At 41.0% G+C, this 24,584-nt stretch carries 21 protein-coding genes; 12 read left to right on the forward strand and 9 right to left on the reverse strand.

Features of this window, described 5'->3' with window-relative positions:
• The first annotated feature begins 46 nt into the window (after positions 1–46).
• Both can and CWB60_RS08875 read left to right on the forward strand, forming a co-directional pair.
• Positions 47–706: a carbonate dehydratase gene (gene can, locus CWB60_RS08870; RefSeq protein WP_024032154.1), complete on the forward strand. Its 660-nt coding sequence runs from the start codon at positions 47–49 to the stop codon at positions 704–706.
• An 8-nt stretch (positions 707–714) separates the two neighbouring features.
• Positions 715–1,362 carry a Rossmann-fold NAD(P)-binding domain-containing protein gene (locus tag CWB60_RS08875; protein WP_138577675.1) on the forward strand — a complete coding sequence of 216 codons (648 nt, stop codon included), beginning with the start codon at positions 715–717 and terminating at the stop codon, positions 1,360–1,362.
• A gap of 80 nt (positions 1,363–1,442) precedes the next feature.
• Here CWB60_RS08875 and ubiK read toward each other — a convergent pair whose 3' ends face one another.
• Positions 1,443–1,706, reverse strand: a complete 264-nt coding sequence (ubiK, locus tag CWB60_RS08880; protein ID WP_004589302.1) for a ubiquinone biosynthesis accessory factor UbiK — start codon at positions 1,704–1,706, stop codon at positions 1,443–1,445.
• A gap of 161 nt (positions 1,707–1,867) precedes the next feature.
• Between ubiK and rep the strand changes: the two genes are divergently transcribed.
• Positions 1,868–3,886 (forward strand): DNA helicase Rep, encoded by a 2,019-nt coding sequence (rep, locus tag CWB60_RS08885; RefSeq protein ID WP_004589303.1) that lies wholly within the window; start codon positions 1,868–1,870, stop codon positions 3,884–3,886.
• Here rep and CWB60_RS08890 read toward each other — a convergent pair.
• From CWB60_RS08890 to elbB, 3 genes are all read right to left on the reverse strand, one after another.
• A complete protein-coding gene (locus tag CWB60_RS08890; RefSeq protein WP_055254670.1) occupies positions 3,879–6,452 on the reverse strand; it encodes a sensor domain-containing diguanylate cyclase in 2,574 nt (857 codons plus the stop codon). The two genes, rep and CWB60_RS08890, sit on opposite strands and share 8 nt — an antisense overlap.
• A 181-nt stretch (positions 6,453–6,633) precedes the next feature.
• Complete coding sequence (locus CWB60_RS08895; protein WP_004589305.1) at positions 6,634–7,029, reverse strand: c-type cytochrome; 396 nt, start codon at positions 7,027–7,029, stop codon at positions 6,634–6,636.
• A 203-nt stretch (positions 7,030–7,232) separates the two neighbouring features.
• Complete coding sequence (gene elbB, locus CWB60_RS08900) at positions 7,233–7,880, reverse strand: isoprenoid biosynthesis glyoxalase ElbB (protein WP_138577677.1); 648 nt, start codon at positions 7,878–7,880, stop codon at positions 7,233–7,235.
• A gap of 524 nt (positions 7,881–8,404) precedes the next feature.
• Between elbB and polA the strand changes: the two genes are divergently transcribed.
• The 3 genes from polA to CWB60_RS08915 all read left to right on the forward strand — a co-directional run bounded on the left by polA (position 8,405) and on the right by CWB60_RS08915 (position 12,947).
• Positions 8,405–11,134: a DNA polymerase I gene (gene polA / locus CWB60_RS08905; RefSeq protein WP_029773397.1), complete on the forward strand. Its 2,730-nt coding sequence runs from the start codon at positions 8,405–8,407 to the stop codon at positions 11,132–11,134.
• A 710-nt stretch (positions 11,135–11,844) separates the two neighbouring features.
• The gene (locus tag CWB60_RS08910) at positions 11,845–12,432 is read left to right on the forward strand and encodes a YceI family protein (protein ID WP_024032161.1); all 588 of its coding nucleotides are present in this window, start codon (positions 11,845–11,847) and stop codon (positions 12,430–12,432) included.
• A complete protein-coding gene (locus CWB60_RS08915) occupies positions 12,429–12,947 on the forward strand; it encodes a DUF1285 domain-containing protein (RefSeq protein ID WP_138577679.1) in 519 nt (172 codons plus the stop codon). Before CWB60_RS08910 ends, CWB60_RS08915 begins: the two co-directional genes overlap by 4 nt.
• Before the next feature lie 10 nt (positions 12,948–12,957).
• Here CWB60_RS08915 and yihA read toward each other — a convergent pair whose 3' ends face one another.
• The gene (yihA, locus tag CWB60_RS08920) at positions 12,958–13,614 is read right to left on the reverse strand and encodes a ribosome biogenesis GTP-binding protein YihA/YsxC (RefSeq protein WP_054982948.1); all 657 of its coding nucleotides are present in this window, start codon (positions 13,612–13,614) and stop codon (positions 12,958–12,960) included.
• A 280-nt stretch (positions 13,615–13,894) separates the two neighbouring features.
• Between yihA and CWB60_RS08925 the strand changes: the two genes are divergently transcribed.
• The 3 genes from CWB60_RS08925 (at position 13,895) to CWB60_RS08935 (ending at position 16,390) form a co-directional block, all read left to right on the forward strand.
• Positions 13,895–14,527, forward strand: a complete 633-nt coding sequence (locus CWB60_RS08925) for a c-type cytochrome (RefSeq protein ID WP_004589311.1) — start codon at positions 13,895–13,897, stop codon at positions 14,525–14,527.
• A gap of 741 nt (positions 14,528–15,268) precedes the next feature.
• Complete coding sequence (gene yihI / locus CWB60_RS08930; protein WP_054982946.1) at positions 15,269–15,862, forward strand: Der GTPase-activating protein YihI; 594 nt, start codon at positions 15,269–15,271, stop codon at positions 15,860–15,862.
• Between the two features lie 12 nt (positions 15,863–15,874).
• Complete coding sequence (locus CWB60_RS08935; protein WP_004589313.1) at positions 15,875–16,390, forward strand: DUF2489 domain-containing protein; 516 nt, start codon at positions 15,875–15,877, stop codon at positions 16,388–16,390.
• Between the two features lie 106 nt (positions 16,391–16,496).
• Here CWB60_RS08935 and hemN read toward each other — a convergent pair whose 3' ends face one another.
• Together hemN and yjgA are read right to left on the reverse strand one after the other, a co-directional pair.
• Positions 16,497–17,870 carry an oxygen-independent coproporphyrinogen III oxidase gene (hemN, locus tag CWB60_RS08940; RefSeq protein WP_138577681.1) on the reverse strand — a complete coding sequence of 458 codons (1,374 nt, stop codon included), beginning with the start codon at positions 17,868–17,870 and terminating at the stop codon, positions 16,497–16,499.
• Between the two features lie 112 nt (positions 17,871–17,982).
• Entirely contained in the window at positions 17,983–18,516 is a 534-nt protein-coding gene (gene yjgA, locus CWB60_RS08945) for a ribosome biogenesis factor YjgA (protein WP_004589315.1), read from the reverse strand.
• A gap of 144 nt (positions 18,517–18,660) precedes the next feature.
• Here yjgA and pmbA point away from each other — a divergent pair, with 144 nt between their 5' ends.
• The 3 genes from pmbA (at position 18,661) to CWB60_RS08960 (ending at position 22,936) form a co-directional block, all read left to right on the forward strand.
• Complete coding sequence (gene pmbA / locus CWB60_RS08950) at positions 18,661–20,010, forward strand: metalloprotease PmbA (RefSeq protein ID WP_029773391.1); 1,350 nt, start codon at positions 18,661–18,663, stop codon at positions 20,008–20,010.
• Positions 20,011–20,127: 117 nt separating this feature from the next.
• Complete coding sequence (locus CWB60_RS08955; RefSeq protein ID WP_004589317.1) at positions 20,128–20,610, forward strand: DciA family protein; 483 nt, start codon at positions 20,128–20,130, stop codon at positions 20,608–20,610.
• Between the two features lie 250 nt (positions 20,611–20,860).
• A complete protein-coding gene (locus CWB60_RS08960; RefSeq protein ID WP_138577683.1) occupies positions 20,861–22,936 on the forward strand; it encodes a M13 family metallopeptidase in 2,076 nt (691 codons plus the stop codon).
• A 154-nt stretch (positions 22,937–23,090) separates the two neighbouring features.
• Here CWB60_RS08960 and CWB60_RS08965 read toward each other — a convergent pair whose 3' ends face one another.
• The gene (locus CWB60_RS08965) at positions 23,091–24,158 is read right to left on the reverse strand and encodes a phosphotransferase enzyme family protein (RefSeq protein ID WP_138577685.1); all 1,068 of its coding nucleotides are present in this window, start codon (positions 24,156–24,158) and stop codon (positions 23,091–23,093) included.
• A gap of 5 nt (positions 24,159–24,163) precedes the next feature.
• Positions 24,164–24,562, reverse strand: a complete 399-nt coding sequence (gene mutT, locus CWB60_RS08970) for an 8-oxo-dGTP diphosphatase MutT (protein WP_029773387.1) — start codon at positions 24,560–24,562, stop codon at positions 24,164–24,166.
• Between the last annotated feature and the right edge of the window lie 22 nt (positions 24,563–24,584).

Below are 24,584 nucleotides of genomic sequence, written 5' to 3' on the forward strand. Positions count from 1 at the left end.
TCTTTTCTGGGGTGTAATTTCTATCCCGTCCTAAATAAGAGATGCAATGAGAAAGCTAAAAAATTTATTCGAAAACAACAAACGTTGGGCTGCACGTACAACCGAAGCCAACCCTGAGTTTTTTAAAATATTATCAATGCAACAAAACCCAGAGTACTTGTGGATTGGCTGCTCAGACTCCCGTGTTCCTGCCAACCAAATTGTTGATTTACTGCCGGGTGAATTATTTGTACACCGTAATGTAGCTAATGTGGTGGTACATACTGACCATAACTGTTTATCGGTAATGCAATACGCGGTAGAGGTGCTTAAAGTAAAACATATTATGGTGGTTGGCCACTATGGCTGTGGCGGTGTACAAGCGGTATTAAATAACGCCAAATTTGGTTTTATTGATAATTGGTTACGCCATGTTGGCGATGTAAAAGAAAAACACTTAGAGCAGCTTAATGCAATGGATGAGCAACAGCGTTTAAGCCGCTTAATAGAGCTAAACGTTATTGAGCAAGTACGCAACGTGTGCAGAACAAACATAGTTCAAGATGCATGGGATAAAGGGCAAGAGCTCACAATTCATGGTTGGGTATATGGATTAGAGAACGGCCACTTGCACGACTTATCATCGGTTGTAACCTGCGCTGATGAAGAAGGCGATGTGTATAAAAAAGCCGTTGCACATGTACTCGCTAAAGCCGGTTGCGAGTAATTTAAACAATGACTAAAACGGCGATAATCATAGGGGCAACAGGGGTTGTGGGGAGTGAGCTATTAACGCTTTTACTGCAAAGCCCTGCGTTTGGCCATGTGATTGCTATAACTCGCCGTAAGCTGGACGTTGAACATACTAAGCTCACTAATCAGGTTATTGATTTTGATTGTTTAACCAACTACTGCGCGTTATTTAAAGGGGATGTGTTTTTTTCGTGTTTGGGCACTACTAAAAAGCAGGCTGGCTCAACCGCGGCGCAGCGTAAAGTTGATTTTGATTATCAGTTTATTGCGGCGCAAATGGCGGCTAACAATGCAGTGAGTCATTATTGCTTGGTGTCATCAAGCGGCGCTAATGCACACAGCATCAGCCCTTACTTAAAAATGAAAGGCGAGCTTGAGCAGCACATAAAAACGCTGGGCTTTGCAAAAGTAAGTATATTCCAGCCGTCTTTATTAATAGGTGAGCGAAACGATACGCGAATAGCTGAGCAAATAGGCGCATTTGTGTTACCTGTTATTACTCAACTTCCTTTTTTAAAACGTTATAAACCCATTAGGGGTAAGCAAGTGGCGCTAAAAATGTGCGCTGTAAGTTTGGCGCAGCAACAACCACTGCAATACTATGTATTAGAGGCACTTTTTAATACATAGTGGGTAAATGTTAAAACTAAAAGCAAAAAAGCAGCCTTGGCTGCTTTTTTTGTGGCTGAGTATACATACGTAAATACGTGCTACTCGGCGTTATTTTTAGCATTTAGTTGTTGCTCTAGTAACACAACTTTTGCTTCAAGCTCTGTGAGTTTTTCACGAGTACGAATAAGTACTTGGCTTTGCACATCAAATTCTTCGCGGCTAACAAAGTCCATTTCAGCCAGCTTATTTTGTAAAACTTGTTTGGTTTTACCTTCCAGTGTATCTGCTAGGTTTTTTACACCTTGCGGCATGTTGTTGGTGATTTGCTTAGCAATTTCTTCAAGTTTTGCTGGATTGATCATAATCGTCCCTTGCTGTTGCCCTAAAATGATAATGACTAATATTACCTTATACCTAAGGTATTTAATACATGATCACCACAATGGAATTAATTAATCTAATGGCTATGCCTGTATCTGTGGTTACGGTAAAATTAGCTGCCTTTTAAAACTCCATGGTCGTTATGAAACTCAATCCAAAACAAGATGAAGCAGTAAAATATATTAGTGGTCCGTGTTTAGTACTCGCGGGTGCAGGCTCAGGTAAAACGCGCGTAATCACTAACAAAATTGCTTATTTGGTGCAAAAGTGCGAGTACAAAGCACGTAATATTGCTGCGGTAACGTTTACGAATAAAGCGGCCAAAGAGATGCGCGAGCGTGTATTACAAACGCTTAATAAGCAAGAAGCGAAAGGGCTGTGGGTATCAACCTTTCATACCCTAGGGCTTGAAATAATTAAAAAAGAGCTCAAAACGCTTGGCTTTAAAGAAGGTTTTTCACTGTTTGATGACCAAGATACTAACCAGCTGTTAGGTGATTTAACCGAAGACGAGCTTAAAAAAGACAAAGACCTACTTAATCTATTGAAAATGCAAATAGGCAGCTGGAAAAATGAATTAATTTTACCAGAGCAAGCCATACGCGAAGCACGTGATGCGCAAAAGGCGTTATTTGCGCAGCTTTACGCGCGTTATCAAAACCAGCTGCGAGCATATAACGCACTGGATTTTGACGATTTAATAATGATCCCCACCTTATTACTGAGTAGTAATGCCACCTCACGAGAGCGTTGGCAGCAACGATTTAGGTATTTGCTGGTGGATGAATATCAAGATACCAATACCAGCCAGTACCAGCTTGTTAAGTTATTAGTAGGCGAGCGAGCGCGTTTTACTGTGGTAGGGGATGATGACCAATCTATTTATTCATGGCGCGGAGCCCGCCCCCAAAACTTGGTACTGTTAAGTAAAGATTACCCCGGCCTTAGGCTCATAAAGCTTGAACAAAACTACCGTAGTGCCCAGCGCATTCTAAAAGCAGCAAATATTTTAATTGCCAATAACCCGCACGATATCGAAAAAAAGCTATTTAGTGAGCTTGGTTACGGTGAGCCGATTAAAGTGATTGGCTGTAGGGATGAAGAGCATGAGTGCGAGCGAGTTGTTGCTGAAATAATTTCTCATAAATTTATGAAGCGCACCAGCTATAAAGATTACGCTATTTTGTATCGCGGTAATCACCAGGCGCGCGGTTTTGAAAAATCATTAATGAGTAACCGCATTCCCTATAAAATTAGTGGCGGAATGTCGTTTTTTTCGCGTTCAGAAATTAAAGATATTATGGCGTATTTACGCTTGTTGGTTAACCAAGACGACGATAATGCTTTTTTACGCATAGTTAATACGCCGCGCCGTGAAATAGGCACCGTTACACTTGAAAAGCTAGGCACACTTGCAAACGAAAAACACCAAAGCTTATTTGCCACCTGTTTTGATAACGACCTAGGCTACCGCCTTAAAGGGCGTGGCTTAAATGCGCTTTCGGGGTTTGCGCGTTGGGTTGTTGAGCTTTCAGATAATGCAGTGCGTAGCGATACACTCGAAGCGGTAAAAGACTTGGTACGTAATATTAACTACGAAGCGTATTTATATGAGTCATCGCCAAGTGCCAAAGCGGCAGAAATGCGCATGAAAAACGTCTCAGAGCTGTATCGTTGGATCACCGATATGCTCACCGGAGATGCCGATAACGAACCGATGACCTTACCTGAAGTGGTCAGCAAATTAACGCTTCGCGATATGCTAGAGCGTAACGAGGAAGAAGATGAGTCTGATGCGGTACAGTTACTTACTTTGCATGCATCTAAAGGCTTAGAATACCCGTACGTATTTATGGTTGGTATGGAAGAGGGGTTATTGCCACACCAAGTAAGTATTGACGAAGAAAACGTAGATGAAGAGCGCCGTTTAGCATACGTAGGGATCACACGGGCCCAGCAAGAGCTGACACTAACGTATGCAAAAATACGTCGTCAGTTTGGCGAAACCTCACAAACAGAGCTAAGCCGCTTTGTGCAAGAGTTACCGCAAGATGACCTAGCGTTTGAAAACAAAAAAGCCCCAAGCTCGCAAGCTGAGCGCATGGAAAAAGGCCAAGCACGGGTCGCTAACTTAAGGGCGATGCTGAAAAAACCTAGTTAATAGACTGCGCGGCGTTGTTATTAGCCGCTACTGACTCCGATAAGCCTTGCTGCTTAGCAACAAATAAGTTTAGTCCGTATTTATCTAGCAAGGCTCTAAAGTTAAGTATAGAAGGGCCTTTGGCAATGACTTTTATGCCTTTTAGCTGAGTGATTGCCAGTACACCTTGTAATTGCAAGTTAAAGCTTTCTTGTTGCAGTACGCGTTTACTAAAGGTTGAGCTAAGTAATACATAATCGAAGGTAATGTCGGTCAGTGCATTTAGCTCACAGCGGTCTTTTGCAAAGTTATTTAAGCCAATGCTGTAGCCAAGCTGCGAGAGCTTTTTAAGGTTTTCTAGCTGAGTTGCACAGGCGTAACGTATTTCTTGGTCGTCAAACAATAAACACAGTTGGCTTTGCCCTTGCAGCTTACTTAATACCTCAGTAAATAAATTGAATTCAAGCGCTTCTAAAAGTAACCCTGAGCATGGCAACAATACCATGGCTACATTTGCCGCTAAGGCATGGGCATAGGCGTGCTGCAATAGTTCTAATTCAACTTGGAGGTGCTGCTCTTTATCGGTTGCAAACTTTTTCAGCACTTCAAAACTGGTATAGCCTAATACAGGGTGTTCACCAAAGGCTTCAAACAGTGACTCTGATTGCTGTTGTTCATCAAGGTTTATAATATCTGCACTTCTAAAACTCATCGGGAGTGAATCAAGATGGTGCTGTGCTGGAGATTCTGCGCTTGTTAGTGTTTGTGTTAATAACGGGTGGAACAGCTCATAGCGGTCGCGCCCTGCATTTTTAGCGTAATACATAGCAGCATCGGCATCGCGAATAATTTCATCGGTATGCTGATAACTTGAATTTGAGTACGTTATACCAATACTTGCACCACTTTGAATGCAGGTACCTTTACTGCAAAATGGCTTTTTCATTATATTAATAATGCGATCAGCTACATCTTCTGCTTGTTGTAGCTCTGTTAAGTGGGTAAGCAAAATTACAAATTCATCACCACCAAGGCGAGCGAGTAAATCGTGTTCGCGAATACAATGCGAAAATAAATCAGCCACACTTATTAAAAATTGATCGCCGGCATGGTGACCTAGTTGATCGTTTATATCTTTAAACTTATCTAAATCAATAAATAACACTGCAAAGTGATGATCAGGAAAACGATGGTAATGCTGCAGTGTTTTTTCTAGCTGGGTTAAAAACAAGCTGCGATTAGGCAGGCCTGTTAATGAGTCGTGATGCGCATCATGATAAAGCTGTTGCTCTACTTTTTTGCGCTCATCAATTTGCATTTGTAAATGTAGGTTAGCTTGCTGCAGCGCTTTTGTTTTTTCGTTAACTCGATACTCTAACTCTTGGTGGCTAGATTTAAGTGCTTGAGTGGCTAACTTTGTTTGTAAAACCGTGGCAATTTGGTGTGATACAAAAGTAATAAGCTCGCAGTCGTCTTTGCTAAAAATATGATTGTTATTATACGCTTGGCATGCAATTAAGCCGATAACCCCTTGCGATGTTTTAAGCGGAGCACCTAGCCAGCTGGTGGCCATTTGCTCCTCTGGTACTGGCTTATTTCGTTGTACATCACCACTTTCTAATAGCTCTTTGGCTCTACTAGGGTGTATAAGTTGGGTCTGCTCGCTGCTAATAACCAGCTCGCTATAACCTTTTGCAAAGGGCCTTGGCTCGGTGTTGTCTTTAAATTCATCCACACAGTACGGGAAGCTAATCCAACCAGTCTCTTTGTTATAAAGTGCAATGTATAAGTTTTCTGCGTATGTAATGGTTTTTATTATTTGATGAATTTTTACATAGGCATCATCTAAGTTTTGCGCTTGCGTTGCCAACTCCGATATTTTAAACAAAATTTGTTGGCGTTGTAGTGCGCGTTTTCGTTGTTCAATTTCTAGGTTTAACGCATCATTACTTTGCGTGAGCGCGCGGGTACGAATTTTTACTTCAGATTCGAGCAGCTCTCTTTTTTTAACTCGCTCTATGGCTGTGGCTAAGTATAAAGACATTACTTCGAGTAAATGCACTTGCTGGCTGCTGTAATCTTGGTGTTTATCGTAACTTTGCGCAGCAAGTACGCCAATAATGTTTTGCTCTTGATAAATAGGGACACCAACCCAGTACTCAGCAGGTGAGCCTAGTGCTTTAAATAAGCCGTTTTGCGCAGCGCTTTGCATTTCTTGTTTGGTAAAGCAGGTGGTTTTGCCAAGCTTATAAACGTAGCCTGTAGCGCCTTCTTCAAAACTATTATCTTGATTGAGGGCGACTGATATACCATCTTTTTCATCGCAAAAATAAGAAAGTTCCAAGGCATGAGTATATTGATTAGCAAGCACCACGTAAAAGCTTTTACTAGGTAGGTATGCTTGTAAAATGTCATGGATAGCGGGGTAAAGTAAGGTTAATTCGGCAACAGAGCTTGCTTGCTCTGATAGCTGGATCAGGGCATTTTGTAAGTGGTGAGATTGCTTATACTTTTCTAATAGCGCTTTAAGACGTTTATTTTGGTGCGCTAGTTTACTCGGTGCCGCGGGCTTATCTTCCGATGACATGAATCATATTATTTTATTATTGTATGTTTATTAAACGTATAATTTCACTTTTAGTTGCGACCGTCAAGTAACTAATGCCCTAAAATAGCAACTAAAAAGATTATTTTAGAAATAAAAAAGGCCTATTATAAAAATAGGCCTTTTTAAATTAATCACCCTATTTATCAGGGGCTTAATTAAATTATTTAGATGTCATGAAATCAATAGCTGCGCTAATCTCATCATCAGAACAATCCATACATGTTCCTTTTGGCGGCATCGCATTAAAACCGTTGATAGCGTGATCAAGCAGTACATCTTTACCTTTAGCGATACGCGGTGCCCAGTCATCAGCTGATTTAGGTGCACCTAGTGCGCCAGTACCGTGACAGGCAAAACATGCGCCTTGGTACACTTGCTCACCAGAGCGAGGGCCAGTAGGAGCTGCGGCTGCAGCAGCTTTCTCGCCTTCAAGATAAACAGCGCCAACTGGTGCTAAACGTTTTTTAATCGCATCTTCAGTCATAGAGTTATCATATGGCTGTGCGTATGCGGTGGTTGCTAGCACTAATAATGCTGCAGCTGATAGTTTTTTCATTTTGCCTTGCTCACTTCGATTTGAACGTGATCAATCACGATTATAGATGACGGAAATTAAACCGATTATACCTTTGTGTAACAATTTATAAAACGCCCACTGGTGTTTTTATCAATAAAACTGACTAATTTTTGCGTTAACGCAATAAAATTGCATGTTTCAGTTAACAAACATTTATAATCGGTGGCTTAGTAAATCACTATTTAAGCTAATGCTAGTACGTTTTTAACCAGTTTTTCGATCCCCGCATCGGCATCTAAAATAGACTGCGCCAGCATATAAGCAGGGGTGGTAACGAGTTTATTGTCCTCATCAATCACAATATCATCAACCGCACAGGCTGCGTGTGTAGAGCCTAGCTGGGTTAAAGCGCTTGCGGTCTGTTCATCATTACCTATGGTTAAAGTAGCATTGGGATATATAAACGGAATTAAAGCCGGCGCAATACACATGTAGCCAGCGGCTTTTTGTGCATTAGCAAATTGTTTACAGGCCTCTAATACTAGGTCGTTTATCTGCGCATCAGCGCCTTTAACGGCAAAATCACATAAATTTTTAGCGGCGCCAAATCCCCCTGGTACTATTAACGCATCAAATTCAGATGCCTTTAATTCGCATAATGATTTTATATCACCACGGGCAATGCGTGCTGCCTCAGTGAGTACATTACGGTTGCTTGGCATTTCTTCACCGGTGAGGTGATTAATAGTGTGAAGTTGTTCTATATCAGGAGCAAAACATTGATATGCAGCATCGTTTTTAGCTATGTGTAGCAGTGTTAATACTGCTTCGTTTATTTCACTGCCATCGTACACACCACAGCCGGCTAATATTACAGCTATCTTTTTCATGCTTTTGTGCTCCTTAAGTATTTTAAATAAGTCGTTTGGGTGAAGTTTAACACGGGCCAAAACACACACTAAAATAATTTTTTAGTTTAAAAAGTATTCGCAGTGCAAGTTGTATTGCGGTTTATGCCATTTTTGCCAGTGCGCTCGTAAAAAAAATTATAAAGGATCGCTATGATCTTTGATCCATTATGCTAGAATACTCCTCCGGTTATTTAAATGGATACAAATAACTAAAGTGACTAACAGCGGATGTATCAGTTAGAAAACCTTTTTCCACATTGGTTTTAAAATAATAAAAAAAGAACCTCGTATTATCTTTTTTAAACAAAACAAGCAGTTATTTATTTTTCTAAGCATTTTATTATGCATTGGAGGAATAGCTCGTGGCTGTTATCTACAAAGTTATCCACAGGTTGCTCCGCAATAATTATGGCTACTAAGCGTAATTCACTGTCGTTTTATTCACAACCTTATGGCATGCTTGTAATAATATTACTTTTTTGTATTTAGGATCCAAATTCACCATGGCTCAGATCCCCGAAAACCCGCTAATTTTAGTTGATGGCTCTTCATATTTATTTCGTGCTTATCATTCTCCACCGCATTTAACCAACTCTAAAGGTGAAGCAACTGGCGCTATTTATGGCGTGGTAAACATGCTTAAAAGTTTGATCAAACAATATGATCCGAGCCACATGGTGGTGGTGTTTGATGCCAAAGGCAAAACGTTCAGAAACGACATGTATAGCGAGTATAAAGCTAACCGTCCGCCTATGCCTGACGATTTACGAACGCAAATAGCGCCACTGCACAGTATTATTAAAGCGATGGGCTTTCCGCTAATTAGTATTGAAGGGGTTGAAGCCGATGATGTTATTGGTACGTTTTCGCGAATAGCAACTGAGCAAAAGCGCCATGTATTGGTTTCTACAGGCGATAAAGACATGGCTCAGCTAGTTAACGAGCATGTTACGCTAATCAATACCATGACCGACAGCATTTCAGATCCTCAAACCGTTGTTGAAAAATTTGGTGTGGGCCCTGAGCTAATCATCGACTATTTAGCGCTAATGGGTGATAAGGTTGACAACATCCCAGGTGTTGAAGGCTGTGGACCTAAAACAGCTGTTAAATGGCTACAAAAATATGGATCGCTTCAAGGTGTAATTGATAATGCCGGCGATATTAAAGGCAAGATTGGTGAGAAGCTTGCAAATGCTCTTGATCATTTACCACTTAGTTATGAGCTTGCCACCATTAAATGTGATGTTGAGGTAGAGTCAGACCTAGATACCTTTAAAGTACAAGAGCCAAATAAAGATGAGCTTATTGCACTGTATGGTGAGTGTGAGTTCCGCCGCTGGTTAGCTGAGCTGCTTGATAATCCAAAAGATGCAGAAAAAGCGCTCCCTACTGAGGCAAATGAACTGCCAAAAGTAGAAGACGCTCATTACGAAACTATCTTAACCGAATCACAATTTGATACGCTTATTGAGCAGCTAAATAGCGCTGAGTTATTTGCCTTTGATACCGAAACAACCAGCCTTGATTACATGCAAGCGCAGTTAGTAGGTATGAGCTTTGCTGTAAAAGCAGGCGAAGCTGCTTACTTACCAATTGCACACGATTACCCGGGTGCACCAGAGCAATTAAGCCTTGAATATGTAATGCAAAAGCTTGGGCCAATCCTCGCCGATGCTAACAAAGCTAAAGTAGGGCAAAACCTAAAATACGACAAGAGCGTACTGGCTAATGCAGGCTATGAGCTCAATGGCATTAAGTTTGATACTATGCTTGAGTCGTACGTATTTAATAGCGTGGGCACTCGCCATGACATGGATTCATTAGCGCTTAAATACTTAGGCCATAAAAACATTAGCTTTGAAGATATAGCCGGCAAAGGGAAAAAGCAGCTTACCTTTAATCAAATTGAGCTTGAGCAAGCTGCGCCTTACGCAGCAGAAGATGCCGATATTACACTGCGTTTACACCAAGTACTTTGGCCAAAATTAGAAGCTGATGAGAAGTTAAAGTCAGTATTTGAAACAATAGAAATGCCATTAGTGAATGTTATTTCTGATATTGAACGCACCGGCGTAGCAATTGATAGCAACATGCTGGCGGCGCACAGCCAGCGTTTAGGCGAGCGTTTACTTGAACTTGAAAAAGAAGCGTTCGAGATAGCTGGCGAACCATTTAACCTAAGCTCGCCAAAGCAGCTGCAAGTACTTTTATTTGAAAAACTTGAGCTGCCAGTCATTAAAAAAACACCTAAAGGTGCACCTTCAACGGCTGAAGAAGTGCTACAAGAACTTGCCCATGACTACCCACTACCTAAGGTGATTATTGAGCACCGTGGTTTATCTAAGCTTAAATCAACCTATACCGATAAATTACCGCTGATGGTTAATGAGAAAACACAGCGCGTGCATACTTCTTATCATCAAGCTGTTACGGCCACAGGGCGTTTGAGTTCTACCGATCCTAACTTACAAAATATCCCTATTCGTTCTGAAGAAGGACGTCGTATACGTGAGGCATTTGTAGCGGCACAAGGCTATAAAATTGTGGCTGCCGATTACAGTCAAATTGAGCTGCGTATTATGGCGCATTTATCGCAAGACAAAGGGCTACTAAATGCCTTTGCTAATGGGTTAGATGTGCACAGTGCAACCGCTGCTGAGGTATTTGGGGTTGAGCTAGAGGATGTAACCACAGATATGCGCCGTAAAGCTAAAGCAGTAAACTTTGGGTTAATTTACGGCATGTCAGCCTTTGGTTTAGCGCGTCAGCTTGATGTACCACGCCACGAAGCGCAGCACTACATAGATAAATACTTTGAGCGTTTCCCTGGGGTACTTGAGTACATGGAAACAACCCGCGAAAAAGCGGCCGAGAACGGGTATGTAGAAACTATTTTTGGGCGTCGTTTACACTTACCAGAAATTAATGCACGTAATGGAGCTCGCCGCAAAGGCGCCGAACGCGCAGCAATCAATGCACCAATGCAAGGTACAGCCGCTGATATTATTAAAAAAGCAATGCTGAGCGTGCATAGCTGGGTTAATCAACAAGCTCCCAATACCATTAAGTTACTTATGCAAGTACACGATGAATTGGTGTTTGAAATTAAAACCGATTGTGCGCAAGCATACACAAAGCAGATTTGTGAGCTAATGTCGCAAGCGGCTAGCTTAGATGTCCCTTTAATTGTAGAAGCTGACGAAGGTGAAAACTGGGAACAAGCCCACTAACCTAAAACATACTTACATTTTAAAAGCGCCGCAAGGCGCTTTTTTATTGCCTCTAAATAACTCACTCAATTAAGCGAATCGATATAAGTATTTCTACGCGTAAACAAAGTTTAGTTAAAAGTAGGTTAATTTAAGCAACTATTTGTATTAAATAGTTATATGTTCGTCAATTCGAACTATTTTGGCGGAATATCATTGTATTTTTATGCGCGCTTTTGCTAAAGTGCGCGCGTCCTCATCCTGTAGGACATCCTGTTGATGATGCATCTGAAAAGGTGCAACAAATTGATAGCTTCTCCCCAGTTTGCTATATCGGCCTGCTTGTTTTAAGCAGGCTGCTTTTTCTTCCTCATTAGATTGCCCTTTAAAGCTAAATAGCACCTCAAAGCGCTTTTTTACTATTCACACTTTATGCTCATTTATGTTTATTATTTTTTGTGCCATACCTTGCGCGCCCTCAAACGGGTATATGTATAAAGCAGTTATAAAGCAAACGTAGGCAAGTAAAGCTATCTCACGCAATGATTAGCGTGGATGTTGCGCTACGCCCCTAAAAAGCATCAGTTATAGGCTGTTATATCGTTATTAATTTTTTAATAACTGTACAGGCTAAGTAATTTAGCGCCGTCTTTAATTTGAGGTGGTTTGCCCCTATTTCAGGTGATAGTATCGAAAGCGCTATTATTCTCATTTTATTTTAGGAGTGCGTTATGTTTAAAACGTTAGCCATTATCGGTTTATCGTTATCAAGTGTTGCTTTGTCTAATGCCGCTCATGCAGATTGGCAGCTAGTCAATGACAAGAGCCAATTAAGTTTTGTTTCTATCAAAAAAGACTCGATTGCTGAGGCACATCATTTTACTAACCTAGAAGGAACACTTTCAGACAGTGGTGCTTTTAGTGTAAATATAGACTTAACCTCTGCAGAAACACTGATCCCTATTCGCAATGAACGTTTAACTCAATTTGTATTTGAAGCGGCTAAGTTTCCTCATGCAGTTTTAACTGCGGATTTAAAAAAGCAATTAAGTAATATTAAAAAGCCGGGCCAGCATGTATTAAAAGAGGTTGATGCACAGCTTGATTTTCATGGTAATAAAAAGCCATTAAAAATAAATGTACTTGTTAGCAGTGCCGAAAATGGCGATTTAAGTGTGTCGTCGTTTACGCCTGTGATTGTAAATAGCCAAGACTTCGGTGTGACCGAAGGCGTTAAAAAGCTACAGCAATTAGCTGGTTTACCTGCCGTTGCTACAGCCGTACCAGTTACTTTTGCGCTAACACTTAAAAAACAGTGATCTCGTTAACGGCGCTTAGTAAGCAATTAAGCGAGCCTAGCAAACCGTTTGATAGTTGGCAGCCTGCCCAGTGTGGTGAGCTGCCGATTATGATTAACGAGCAAGGGCAGTGGTTTTACGATGGCAGCGAAATTACTCGTCCTGCGATGGTAAAACTGTTTGCCAGTGTTTTATGCAAAGAAGGTGAGCAGTTTTATTTAAAAACACCCATCGAAAAAATAGCGATAGAGGTGCAAGATGCGCCTTTCGTTATCGTAAGCTGGCATATTGAAAGCACAGCGCAAGGGCAGGTTATGTGTTGTGTAGATAATTTAGCACGGCAATGGTTAATCAGTGCTGAGCAGCCTCTTTATATAAAAAACTATAAAAATGCAGCGGTGCCTTATTTGCAATTACCTTATGGGTGTAGCGCGCGGTTATCACGGAGTGTGTTTTATCAGTGGGCTGAAATAGCCGACGCTGATGAGCGTGGCTATTTTATAAAATCAGCAGGGGGAAAGTTTTATCTTTCGTAGGTGCTTATTTTTAAGCGTCTGAGCTGTCTTCATCACTTTGCGGTGCTACAGCCACAATTGGTCCTAAATACCACTCATCTAGCTTTTTAGCGACTTCCGGTAAACCTGTTCCCTTAAGTGATGAAAAAGCGTGTACAGTGATGTCACCGTCTAGTTCACTTAATTCGCGGCGTACTTGCAGTACTTGTGCTTTACGCGCACCTTGCTTGAGCTTATCGGCTTTAGTTAAAAGCGCCAATACCGGGATTTCGCTGCCAATAGCCCAGTTAATTAGATCTTTGTCTAAATCTTTTAATGGGTGGCGAATATCCATTAATATAACAATACCTTTTAAACTTTGACGTTTTTGTAGGTACTCACCCAGTGACTTTTGCCACTTCTTTTTCATTTCAATAGGTACTTTAGCAAAACCATAACCGGGTAAGTCGATTAAGCGCATATCGTCTACTTCACCTAACTCAAAGGTGTTGATTAACTGCGTACGACCTGGCGTTTTACTGGTACGAGCAAGTTTTTGATCTGTCAGTGCATTAAGAGCACTTGACTTACCTGCATTAGAGCGACCTGCAAACGCGACTTCAATTCCCGTATCAGCAGGTAATTTAGTGATGTCTGGCGCGCTTGTTACAAAAGACGCAGTATTATATTTGATACGAGATTTGAGCACAGGCTCTCCTAAAAACGTAAAAGTTAATCTTATTGAGCTAAATTCACTCAGGGCGCGTATTTTATACTATAAAGGATGTATTAAAAAGCGTATTTAAACACCTAAAAACTCTATAAATGGCACTATTAAAGCTGCTTAAAGGTTAATCTAGGTCAAAACCCTATAAATTATAAGCTTAATATGAGTAGAAAACGTGCCAGAGAATTTTTTATCGTGTAGAATACATGAATTACAACATCCATATTGTAGATGATACAGGGTCGGAAACAGAGAATTCACCATGAAAAAAATAGCACTATCTTTAACAATATTGCTTGGTGCGTTGTCAGCAAGCAACGCAACAGCATTTGATGGCGATGTAAACGCAGGTAAAGAAAAATCAGCAACGTGTGCGGCTTGTCACGGCCCAGACGGTAATGCACCGGTTAATATTTACCCTAAACTTGCAGGCCAGCACCCAGATTACATCCTTAAACAACTTAAGGATTTAAAATTAGGTATGACTTCAGGCGGTAAAGAAGGCCGTATGGATCCTGTAATGAGCGCGATGGCTATGCCACTTAGCGAACAAGACATGAAAGACCTATCTGCTTATTTTTCTTCATTGAACATGACTGAAGGCGCCACCCCTAAAGACGTGGTTGAAGTTGGTCAAATGCTTTACAAAGCAGGCGATGCTGAACGTGGTATTCCGGCTTGTGCGGCGTGTCATGGTCCGCGAGGCAATGGTTCGTCTCTTGCTAAGTTTCCTAAAATTTCTTTTCAGCACCCAGAGTACATTAAAGCTCAGCTAGAGAAGTTTCGTGATGGAACCCGTAAAAACGACCATAACGGTATGATGCAAGATATAGCGAAAAAGCTAACTGATAAAGATATTGAAGTACTATCTCAATACTTAGGTGGCTTACACTAAAGTCGTATTTATCTAGTATTAGCTAGTGTAATACTATGTAATATGATTAAAAAGCAGCTTACGCTGCTTTTTTTGTGTCCACATTTTAACGATATCACCCTTTAGTTTGTGAGACATTTGCCATGCTCTTTTGTAAGAAATAACTTATTTTAAAAATATTTTTACAGTTAAATTTATGTTTGTTATAAGTTTTTTGTTTTTTATATGTGCTCTATGTAAGAAAAATTATATAAACCAGTTGTAACAAAAATATTAACGGGTAAATTAACCACTGTCGCAAAACAACAATAACAACATGGATTATGCTAAAGGAAAATGGCGCGACACGACTGAATAGCACATTGAAGGTGCTACAAAAGGAAATAACAAGAAAGCGTCAGGATGACCGTAAATAATAAAATCTCAAGGAAGTTTAATAATAAAAACAAAATGGAATGTAACAAGGAAGGTTAAAATAATAACAATACGGACTGATAATAATAAAAATAATAAAGACTAAAAAAAGTCGAAGGGAGAAGTGTCCAGATAATGGCGCTCAGATTAGTAGGCGGTAGAGATGTTTTCTCTACCGCCTTTTTATTTGTCCTGTTACAATACCCACCGTTTAGCAATAAGCTAATGCGCTAATTCAACGAGCAACCCAAGCTTTAATGCGCAAATCGAATTCTTCTGGCTAGGCCAGCACTGCGATGCTCATGTTATGTGCCTCGCTCAAAACCTCTTAAGTGAGATGATCAAGATATGAGTAGAAAGAAAAAATCACGCAAAATTCCTTCAAACGGCCCTGTTCGTTTAAGCCAAGATAAGCTTAAAGAAATGCGTGCGTTAAAAGAGCAACGAGTTAAAAAGCCAAAGGGCGCTAAGCCTGGTTCTCGTAATGCACCTGAGCTATTAGATAGCGATACTAAAAAAGCAAACTCAGCGCCAAAAGATAAGCGCGTCGGCAGTAAAAAAGCCGTGCCTTTAGTGGCTAGTGCACCACAGCCGCAAGTAGAAATGAAGCGTAACTTAAAGCCAACAGTTGAGCTTAAAAAGGTTACAGAGCCAGAGCTTACGCCTGAGCAAGAGCTAGAAGCGCTTGAAAACGATGAGCGTTTACTTAAGCTCGTTGAGCGCCATGAGCAAGGTGAAATGCTGACGGGTAAAGATGCGAAGTACTTTAATAGCCGTATTGCTCGCCACCAAGTACTTTGTAAGTTACTAGGTATCGAAGATGAAGACGAGTTTGAAGATGATTTTGAAGATAACTTCGAAAGCGACGGTAACTCAGATTTCGATAAGTACCTTTCAGATGATTTAGCCAATGAGTGGCTAGATGATGATGACGACAAATAGTAAGGGCGCTTAATGAGTACCGCAGTGATTGTAGCCTTGTTTGTAGGTGCTGTTATTATTGCTGGCTTAGCATTTTATGCAGGTCAGTTGCTCTATAAGCTTAACGCGCAAAAAAAGTTAATTGCGCAAAAGCAAGCAGAGCAACAGCAAAAGCTTAAGCAGTCGCGCTTAAAGCGTAACGCTAAACTTGCAGATAGCATTCATCTAATTGCTCGTGCAATGGCTGAAGAGCAATGTGAGTACTCTGAAGGCTGTTTACGAATTTGGGTTTTAATGTCTCAGTACGCTTTTGAAGATGAGCGAGATTTAACGCTAGCGTACCCAGGCATTTATAAAATGTATAACGTTGTGAAAGAAATGCCGACTCACGATGCACGCAAAAAATACTCTAAAAAAGAGATTTTTAAGCAAGATACAGCACGTTGGCGAGCTGAAGAAAACTTTAGTGATGAGATTAAAGCAGATTGCGACAAAATCATTGTTGAGTTTAAAGCTGCGCCGGGCAGCGAAAACATCGTGTTTAATTAAACCCTATAGAAAATACAAAAGCAGACTCAGGTCTGCTTTTTTTATGCCTGCTTATCGACACGTTTTTACCACCTCAAACGTGATAAGCGAATTGGTATAGCACTAATTAAATCACACGTGAGAAACGGGTTTTACTTATTTGCTTTTGTAAGTGAGCATCAAAGCACATACATATAATACGAATAAATAGATTTCCGCGAGGCGTGACGCGTATTACCTTATCGTTTATATGCACCATGTCATCGTCTATTAAAGGCTTTAGCGCTAACAGCGCATCCGCAAAATACTCATTAAAATGTATAGAATGCTTTTTCGAAAATGCGTGCGTGTCTAATTCAAACTGGCAAATAAGTGATTTAATAGCCTCCGCGCGTATTACATCATCGTGCGTTAAATGCATTCCTTTATGTATAGCACTGCCGGCTTGCGTTTCAATTGCGTGATAATAATGCTTAAGCACTTTTTGGTTTTGTAAAATGGCCGTGCCAATTTGCGAAATAGACGAGACCCCTAAACCTAATAAGTCGCAATTACCGTGAGTGGTATAGCCCTGAAAGTTGCGATGTAGCTGCCCTTTATTTTGCGCGACTGCAAGTTCGTTGTCGGCTTTTGCAAAATGATCCATACCAATAAACTGATAGCCTGCAAAGGTCATTTGCGCCAAGGTGTTTTTAAACATGGTTAGCTTGTCGTGGGCACTGGGTAAGTCAGCCTCTTTTATTTTACGTTGCGCTGCAAAGTGCTCTGGTAAATGTGCGTAATTAAATACAGAGACTCTATCTGGGTTTAAGGCAATTAGTTGCGCTATTGTTTTTTCAAAGCTGTGGGGTGTTTGTTTAGGTAGGCCATAAATCATATCTGCATTTATAGACTTAAAGCCAAGCTCGCGGGCTTGGGTTATCAGTGCTTTAACGGTATCTACTTGCTGCGTGCGGTTAACCGCTTGCTGTACCTCATCGTTAAAATCTTGAATACCAAAGGATACGCGGTTAAAGCCTAAAACCCGTAAGTGTATAAGCATATCTTTAGTAAGGGAGCGTGGGTCTATTTCAATGCCTCGCTCAGTGTTGCGGGTAAAGTGAAAGTGCTGCTCTAATAAGTTAATTAAGCGCGTCATTTGCTTTACAGTTAAAAAGGTTGGCGTACCACCCCCTAAATGTAATTGCTCCACTGTGTAGTGTTTAAATAAAGGGGCATGCGCTGCTATTTCTTTTGTTAAATAATCTAAATATACATCGGCTTTAGACTGATGGCGTGTGATCACCTTGTTACATCCGCAGTAATAGCAAAGCTCACTGCAAAATGGGATATGAATATATAAAGAAAGTGAGCGACTAGAGGATGATTTTATAGCGCTAACAAGGTCTTGTTGCTGATACCCCTCGCTTAAAGATAAAGCGGTGGGGTAGGAGGTATAGCGTGGCCCTGACACGTTATACTTATTTATAAGAGTTTGATCCCATTTTGGAAGCTTTATCATCACGCGCACCTTATGTATTAATGAGGTGTTGAGTATAAAAAGCTTTTAAGGGAGGGGTTTTGATCTACAACAAAAAAGGTGCCTAAGCACCTTTTTAAAATAGTATTTTTTGTTAATACGTTATGTTGTGGGCATCTTTTAAGTATTGAAACAATTCTTTATAGCCCTTGCCTGGCTTTTCAGCTTTAACTTCTTTAGCGGCGTTGCGTACCAATTGGCGCATTTTTTGGCGCTCAAGGGTTGGGTATTGCTCAATAGTTTCGTTAATTAAATCATCGCCTTGCTCAATTAAGTCGGTACGTAATTGCTCAATTTTTTTAATTAAAACCTCAGCTTGGTTATTTTTATTAAGCATTACATCAATAATGGCTTTAATTTCTTCAACGTTTTCTACTGTGCGTAGCGTTTTAGCAATGTAATTTAAGTGGCGGCGGTACGCATCGCTCTTATTACTGATTTTATCAGCAACTACCATGGCTGCTTTCAAATCGTCATTGAGTGGTAAGCGTTCGCGTTGCTTTTTCCCCATTTTAGCAATTTCAGAACCTAACTGATGAAACTCTTGCGCGTCGCGCTTTAGTTCACTTTTTGATACGTAAATAATTTCTTCTTCAATTTCAGCAGGCTTGCCTTTTTTCTTCGCCATGGGGTGCTCTTAAGTAAAAATAACTTTTGCCATTATACGCGATTCTTTTAGTGATTAATATTAGCTGATGTGGTGCAGTGAGTGTGTTAGCATTTAAAGATAAGAAATGCGTGCAATATTGCCTTAAGGCTCAGGACTTAATTTATGAAAAGCCAACAACACGATCCAATTTATTCTCAAATCTCTCAAGTAAAAGATGCCGTAGCTGAAGTGCTCGAGCATGCTAAAAAATTGGGTGCCACTGCCGCAGAAGCTGCTATGTCTAGCACATCGGGTTTATCGGTAAGCACACGCATGGGTGAAGTAGAAACCATAGAGTTTAACCAAGATGGTGGTTTAGGTATCAGTGTTTATGTAGGGAATAATAAAGGCTCGGCGTCTACTGCTGATCTAAACCCAAAAACACTGCGCACGGTAGTAGAAAAAGCCATTGATATTGCCAAATTTACCTCAGACGACCCTTTTAATGGTATTGCCGATAAAGAATTGCTCGAGTTTGCCCCTAAGGACCTTGATTTATATCATCCGTGGGATGTAAGCCCTGAGCAAGGTATTGAGCTATGTCACGCTGCAGAGCAAGCCGCTTTAAATGCTGATGAGCGTATTGTTAATTCAGATGGTGCAAGTTTTTCATCGCACCAAGGCTTACGTGTGTATGGTAATAGCCATGGTTTAATTGCTGGTTTTCCACGTACGCGCCACAGCATTAGCACTATGGTAATAGGCAAAGAAGGCGAGCACATGCAGCGCGACTCTGCTTATACTGTTGCTCGCGATCAGGGCGGACTTAACGACGCCGCTGCGGTAGGCCTAGAAGCCGCCACCGAAACTCTGGCTAAACTAAATAGCCAAAAGCTGGGTACTATGAAAGTCCCTGTTATTTTTAGAGCCGATATTGCCAACTCATTGTTTGGCCATTTAGTGTCGGCAATTGGCGGCGGGGCGCTTTATCGTAAATCGAGCTTTTTACTCGACAGCCTAGGCACTCAAGTATTTAGTAAGAGCGTTAATATTGCTGAGCGTCCTCATATATTAAAAGGATTAGCGTCGTCGCCTTTTGATAGCGAAGGGGTAAAAACGATTGACCGTGAAATTATTCAAGGCGGTGAGCTGCAAACGTACTTATTAGCAAGTTATGCAGCGCGTAAACTAAATATGGCTCCAACAGGCCATGCAGGCGGTATTCATAACTGGTTAGTTGAGCAAACGCACAACGATTTATCGGCTTTATTAAAAACCATGGGAACAGGCTTATTAGTTACCGAGCTGATGGGGCAAGGCGTAAACACCGTTACGGGTGACTACTCGCGTGGAGCAGCTGGTTTTTGGGTAGAAAACGGTGAAATTCAGTACCCTGTTAGTGAAATTACCATTGCCGGAAATTTAAAAGACATGTTTAAAGGTATTTCGGCCATAGGGGGCGATATTGAGCGCAGAGGCGGCATTCAAACCGGCTCAGTACTTATAGAGCAAATGCAAATAGCAGGCGCTTAATAGCAATTAGCAATAATACTTAATTAAGCGAATTGATATAATATAAAAGCACATATTAAAGCCGAGCATTTAATCGCTTGGCTTAAACGTGCTCTATTTAAATTTTTGAGGTGTTGAATGGCTAAAGATAGGTACGCACCAAAACCCCTGACTGACATTATGGCAGGCCTTAATAATCGCTTATCAGCCTATGCAGGTAAAAGCCAAGCGCTTGATAAGCAACAGGTGTTGCTTAAAGAGTTTTTAGGCCCAAAGCTTGCTGAAAAATGCCGTGTGAGTAATTACCGCGATGGCACGTTGATGATTGAAGCTGTATCGGCGGCAATTGCCCTTAAACTTAATTATTTAAAAATGGATATGCAGTCGCATTTTAGAGCGGCAGGCATGGCAGAGCTCGGACAAATTAAAATTGTTGCAAACCCTCAAGCAACAGCGCGCTTAAGCCCAACTGCAGATAAACCCGGCCCCGCAGGTAAAGCACCTGGCAATTCAAGAAAAATGAGCCAGCAAACTTCAGATTACCTTAATGCCATTGCCGCATCAGCGCCCCCTTCGCTGAAAGAAAAGCTAGAGCGCCTTGCTCGCCATGGTAAAAAATAACTCGCAAAAGCGCGATTATGGTTGTTGGTAGGGCTATTTTGTTACCTCGTCTCATAGAAAATACTTTGTTACATATTCTATTTTATTGTTTCTTTAATGGGGTTTATCATACAAATTCGGCGTGTTGTTTTAACCGCCTAAATATTAATTTCATTAAGTGAAAGCATTGCAGGGCGCTTTTATTTTTTCTCTGGCATGCAATAGTTTAATGAAATAGATATTTTATTCTTTACTAACAAACGGAATAATTATGAAAAAAGTAACTATTACCGCTGCAAGTATCGCACTTGCACTGGGCCTAGTAGGTTGCGGTGAAAAACAACAAGAAACGCAAGTGGCCGACACCGCTGCCGTTACAGCACCGGCAGAAAAAACGCTTGAGCTAGGTGTAAACCTTGCCAATATGGATGAGTCGGTTCGTGCACAAGATGACTTTTATTACCATGTAAATGGACAGTGGCTTGCTAAAACAGAGATCCCTGGCGATAAGTCGAACTACGGCTCGTTTACACAGTTATACGACGAGTCGCAAAAAGCGATGAAAACAGCGCTTGAAAGTGCCGCTAATAATAGCAGTGCTAAAAAAGGCAGCGATGAGTACAAAATTGGTGCTTTTTACAAAAGCTACATGGATAAAGACACACGTGATGAGTTAGGTATTACACCTTTACAACCTTCACTTAATACCATTGATAGCCTAGATTCAAAAGCTGACCTTGCTCCTTTAATGGCTAAAATTCAGCAGCAAGGTGCGAGCTTACCATTTGGCTGGTTTGTAAATAACGACGCTAAAAATTCAAGTGAATACGCGTTGTACTTATCGCAATCTGGACTTGGCTTACCTGATCGTGACTATTACTTAAAAGATGATGAAAAATTTACTAAAATTCGCGCATCTTACGAGCAATACATAACCGATATTTTAGCTAAATCTGGCGTTGAAAATGCCGCTGATGCCGCGAAAAACGTTATCGCATTTGAAAGCGCTTTAGCTGAGGCGCAATGGAGCCGAGTACAAAGCCGTGATGCAACTAAGTCATACAATAAAATGACCGTAGCTGAGGCAAATAAGCTAACAGGCGACTTTGATTTAGCTGCATTTTTCAAAAGTGCTGGGGTAGATACCTCAGACATTATTGTACGTCAGCCAAGCTACTTAGAAGGGTTTGCTGATGTGTACAAAGAAACAGATTTAGCAACGTGGAAAAACTACTTAAAGTTTCATTTTGTAAGTGGTTACGCGCAGTTACTGAGCACTGACTTGGTTGATCTTAAATTTGATTTTTACAGCACCACATTACGTGGCGTAAAAGAGCAAGCGCCACTTTGGAAAAAAGCGGTTGATGCATCTAACAGCGTACTTGGCGAAATTTTAGGTAAAGTATACGTAAAAGATAACTTCCCGCCTGAAGCAAAAGCACGTATGGAAGAGCTGGTAGATAACGTTATTAAAGGTTACGGCGTTGCTATTGAAAACCTTGAGTGGATGAGCCCTGAAACCAAGCTTGCAGCCCAAGAAAAGCTAAACAAATTTACCCCAAAAATTGGCTACCCAGATAAGTGGAAAGACTACTCACAGCTGAGCATTAACCCTGATGAATTAGTGGGTAACTACATACGTTACAGCCAGTGGGCTTATAGCGACATGATTGCTAAATTAGGCAAGCCAGTGGACCGCTCTGAGTGGCACATGACGCCACAAACAGTGAATGCTTACTACAATCCAGTAAATAACGAAATTGTATTCCCAGCTGCTATTTTACAGCCACCGTTCTTTAATTTAGAAGCCGATGACGCTGTAAACTACGGTGCAATTGGCGCAGTAATTGGCCACGAGCTAGGTCACGGTTTTGACGACCAAGGTGCTAAATACGATGGTGACGGTAACTTACGTAACTGGTGGAGTGAGTCTGACCTTAAACAGTTTGAAGAGCGTACCGGTGCGTTAGTAGCGCAATACAACGAATATAAACCGTTTGAAGATGCGGGTGTTAACGGCGAGCTTACCCTTGGCGAAAACATTGGCGACCTAGGTGGTTTAACGGTGGCTTATAAGGCGTATCAATTATCGTTAGGTGAGAACAAAGCGCCTGTTATTGATGGCTACACCGGCGATCAGCGTTTCTTTATGGGTTGGTCACAAATTTGGCGTCGTAAGTACCGCGATGAAGAGCTACGTAACCGCTTAATGACAGACCCGCATTCACCAAGTCATTACCGTGTTATCGGTATCTTGTCGAACATGCCTGAGTTTTACCAAGCGTTTGACGTAAAAGAAGGCGACAAAATGTATATCAAACCAGAAGACCGCGTAAAAATTTGGTAATTGATAGCCTTTTAGTTAACTTGAATCTGGTTAAGAGATAAATTAGCCAGCATTTAGGTTGATAAATAAAAGCCAGTAAGTGTTTAGCTTGCTGGCTTTTTTATATTTAAATACTGAGTACTAATACCAATGCGCAATAATACTTAATTTAGGGCTACTGCATGAGTGTTTTATGCATCCAGCTTTGATTGCTTAAAATATTTTTATACAAAGCCAGCTGGTTTTGCGCACGTTCTAAATTATGTTCTGCATGGGTGGTTTTAAAGTACACGTCGTTATTTAAGTAATCAGTTAAAAACCGCACACTGAGCATTAGCGGCATAACTTTAGCGCCAAGTAGCAAACTTGCTTGCTCTTTGTTGCTAATAGCCGATTTAAGGGGGGCAAGGTAGCCTTTAACAAGCGCTGTAAATACCTCTTTGCGAATAACCACTTTATCAATATTAATCGAATCTTCTGCCTCAGCGCAGCAAAATGTGCGCACCATGTCTCCAAAGTCATATAATAAAAAGCCTGCCATACATGTATCTAAATCGATAACTGCTTTTGCTTTATATGTATTGCTGCAATACAGCATATTATTTATTTTAGTGTCGTTGTGGCACACTCGGGTGGGCAAATCGGCTGTTACGTCAGCGAGTTCTTTTACTAAATGCTGTTGTGCAATGCAGTAGTCAATGTCGTTTTTACACTGCTGGAGCCGCTCTTTAGTGGCGGTGCTAATAGCTGTATTAAGCTGCTCAAAGCGCATAGCTAAGTTATGAAAGTCAGTAATAACAGGGTAGAGACTTGATGCGTCAAAATCGAGCAAGGCACGTGTAAAGGTGCCAAATGCAAATGCGGCTTGCTGTGCGTGATGGGGCTCTGTAACCACATCTTCGCTAATACTTTGGCTAATAAAATTAAGCACGCGATAGTACGCGTTGTTAATTGTAATAAGGTATTCACCTTGGCAAGTACTTATATGCTTAACAATGTCGAGCGGGTAAGTATTTGCTTGTTGTTTAGCGCTTAGGTGCTGCTCAATTAACTGGGCGTTATTGACCAGTTGTGCTGGGTTTTTAAATACATGAGTATTGAGCTTTTGAACAACAAATTGCTGCGCAGCATTAGTTAACAGCCACGTGGTGTTTATATGTCCGCTGCCTAAAGAGCTCACCTGAGTAAGCTCAGGGTTTAGCGCTAATAGCTCACTTAATTTATTTTGTATTGCTGTATTCATGTGCTTTAGGCGTATCGCGCTTGTATTTTTTCGATAATCTCAGCGTTAGCAGCAGGGAACTCATAGTTACTAAGCTGATTAATAGCGACCCATTCACTTGGTTGCCCTTCGGCGCCATGTGCTTCACCGCTAAAGTTACTCACAACGTGAATATCAAGTTTTACACATTTATCGCCATAGTCATGTTCAATTACCATAAGTTGGCTAGAGCTATGAATGGTAATGCCAACTTCTTCGCTTAGCTCACGCTTAAGTGCAGCAAATACGCTCTCGCCAGCTTCTACTTTCCCGCCTGGAAATTCCCATAAGCCACCTTGATGTTGCTCATCAGCGCGCTTGCAGATAAAGATGGCGTTATTTTTTTTTATTACGCCTACCGCTACATTTACAATTTTTGTTGTCATGTTTTTTCTCCATAAAAAAAGC

The organism is Pseudoalteromonas sp. S327, from assembly GCF_005886415.1.
Taxonomy (GTDB): Bacteria; Pseudomonadota; Gammaproteobacteria; order Enterobacterales; family Alteromonadaceae; genus Pseudoalteromonas; species Pseudoalteromonas atlantica.

What these genes read in the sequence shown, in the direction of transcription:
- can (WP_024032154.1), top strand. Translation starts at nt 47, where the DNA reads ATGAGAAAGCTAAAAAATTTATTCGAAAACAACAAACGTTGGGCTGCA.
- CWB60_RS08875 (WP_138577675.1), top strand. Translation starts at nt 715, where the DNA reads ATGACTAAAACGGCGATAATCATAGGGGCAACAGGGGTTGTGGGGAGT.
- ubiK (WP_004589302.1), bottom strand. Translation starts at nt 1,706, where the DNA reads ATGATCAATCCAGCAAAACTTGAAGAAATTGCTAAGCAAATCACCAAC.
- rep (WP_004589303.1), top strand. Translation starts at nt 1,868, where the DNA reads ATGAAACTCAATCCAAAACAAGATGAAGCAGTAAAATATATTAGTGGT.
- CWB60_RS08890 (WP_055254670.1), bottom strand. Translation starts at nt 6,452, where the DNA reads ATGTCATCGGAAGATAAGCCCGCGGCACCGAGTAAACTAGCGCACCAA.
- CWB60_RS08895 (WP_004589305.1), bottom strand. Translation starts at nt 7,029, where the DNA reads ATGAAAAAACTATCAGCTGCAGCATTATTAGTGCTAGCAACCACCGCA.
- elbB (WP_138577677.1), bottom strand. Translation starts at nt 7,880, where the DNA reads ATGAAAAAGATAGCTGTAATATTAGCCGGCTGTGGTGTGTACGATGGC.
- polA (WP_029773397.1), top strand. Translation starts at nt 8,405, where the DNA reads ATGGCTCAGATCCCCGAAAACCCGCTAATTTTAGTTGATGGCTCTTCA.
- CWB60_RS08910 (WP_024032161.1), top strand. Translation starts at nt 11,845, where the DNA reads ATGTTTAAAACGTTAGCCATTATCGGTTTATCGTTATCAAGTGTTGCT.
- CWB60_RS08925 (WP_004589311.1), top strand. Translation starts at nt 13,895, where the DNA reads ATGAAAAAAATAGCACTATCTTTAACAATATTGCTTGGTGCGTTGTCA.
- yihI (WP_054982946.1), top strand. Translation starts at nt 15,269, where the DNA reads ATGAGTAGAAAGAAAAAATCACGCAAAATTCCTTCAAACGGCCCTGTT.
- CWB60_RS08935 (WP_004589313.1), top strand. Translation starts at nt 15,875, where the DNA reads ATGAGTACCGCAGTGATTGTAGCCTTGTTTGTAGGTGCTGTTATTATT.
- hemN (WP_138577681.1), bottom strand. Translation starts at nt 17,870, where the DNA reads ATGATAAAGCTTCCAAAATGGGATCAAACTCTTATAAATAAGTATAAC.
- yjgA (WP_004589315.1), bottom strand. Translation starts at nt 18,516, where the DNA reads ATGGCGAAGAAAAAAGGCAAGCCTGCTGAAATTGAAGAAGAAATTATT.
- pmbA (WP_029773391.1), top strand. Translation starts at nt 18,661, where the DNA reads ATGAAAAGCCAACAACACGATCCAATTTATTCTCAAATCTCTCAAGTA.
- CWB60_RS08955 (WP_004589317.1), top strand. Translation starts at nt 20,128, where the DNA reads ATGGCTAAAGATAGGTACGCACCAAAACCCCTGACTGACATTATGGCA.
- CWB60_RS08960 (WP_138577683.1), top strand. Translation starts at nt 20,861, where the DNA reads ATGAAAAAAGTAACTATTACCGCTGCAAGTATCGCACTTGCACTGGGC.
- CWB60_RS08965 (WP_138577685.1), bottom strand. Translation starts at nt 24,158, where the DNA reads ATGAATACAGCAATACAAAATAAATTAAGTGAGCTATTAGCGCTAAAC.
- mutT (WP_029773387.1), bottom strand. Translation starts at nt 24,562, where the DNA reads ATGACAACAAAAATTGTAAATGTAGCGGTAGGCGTAATAAAAAAAAAT.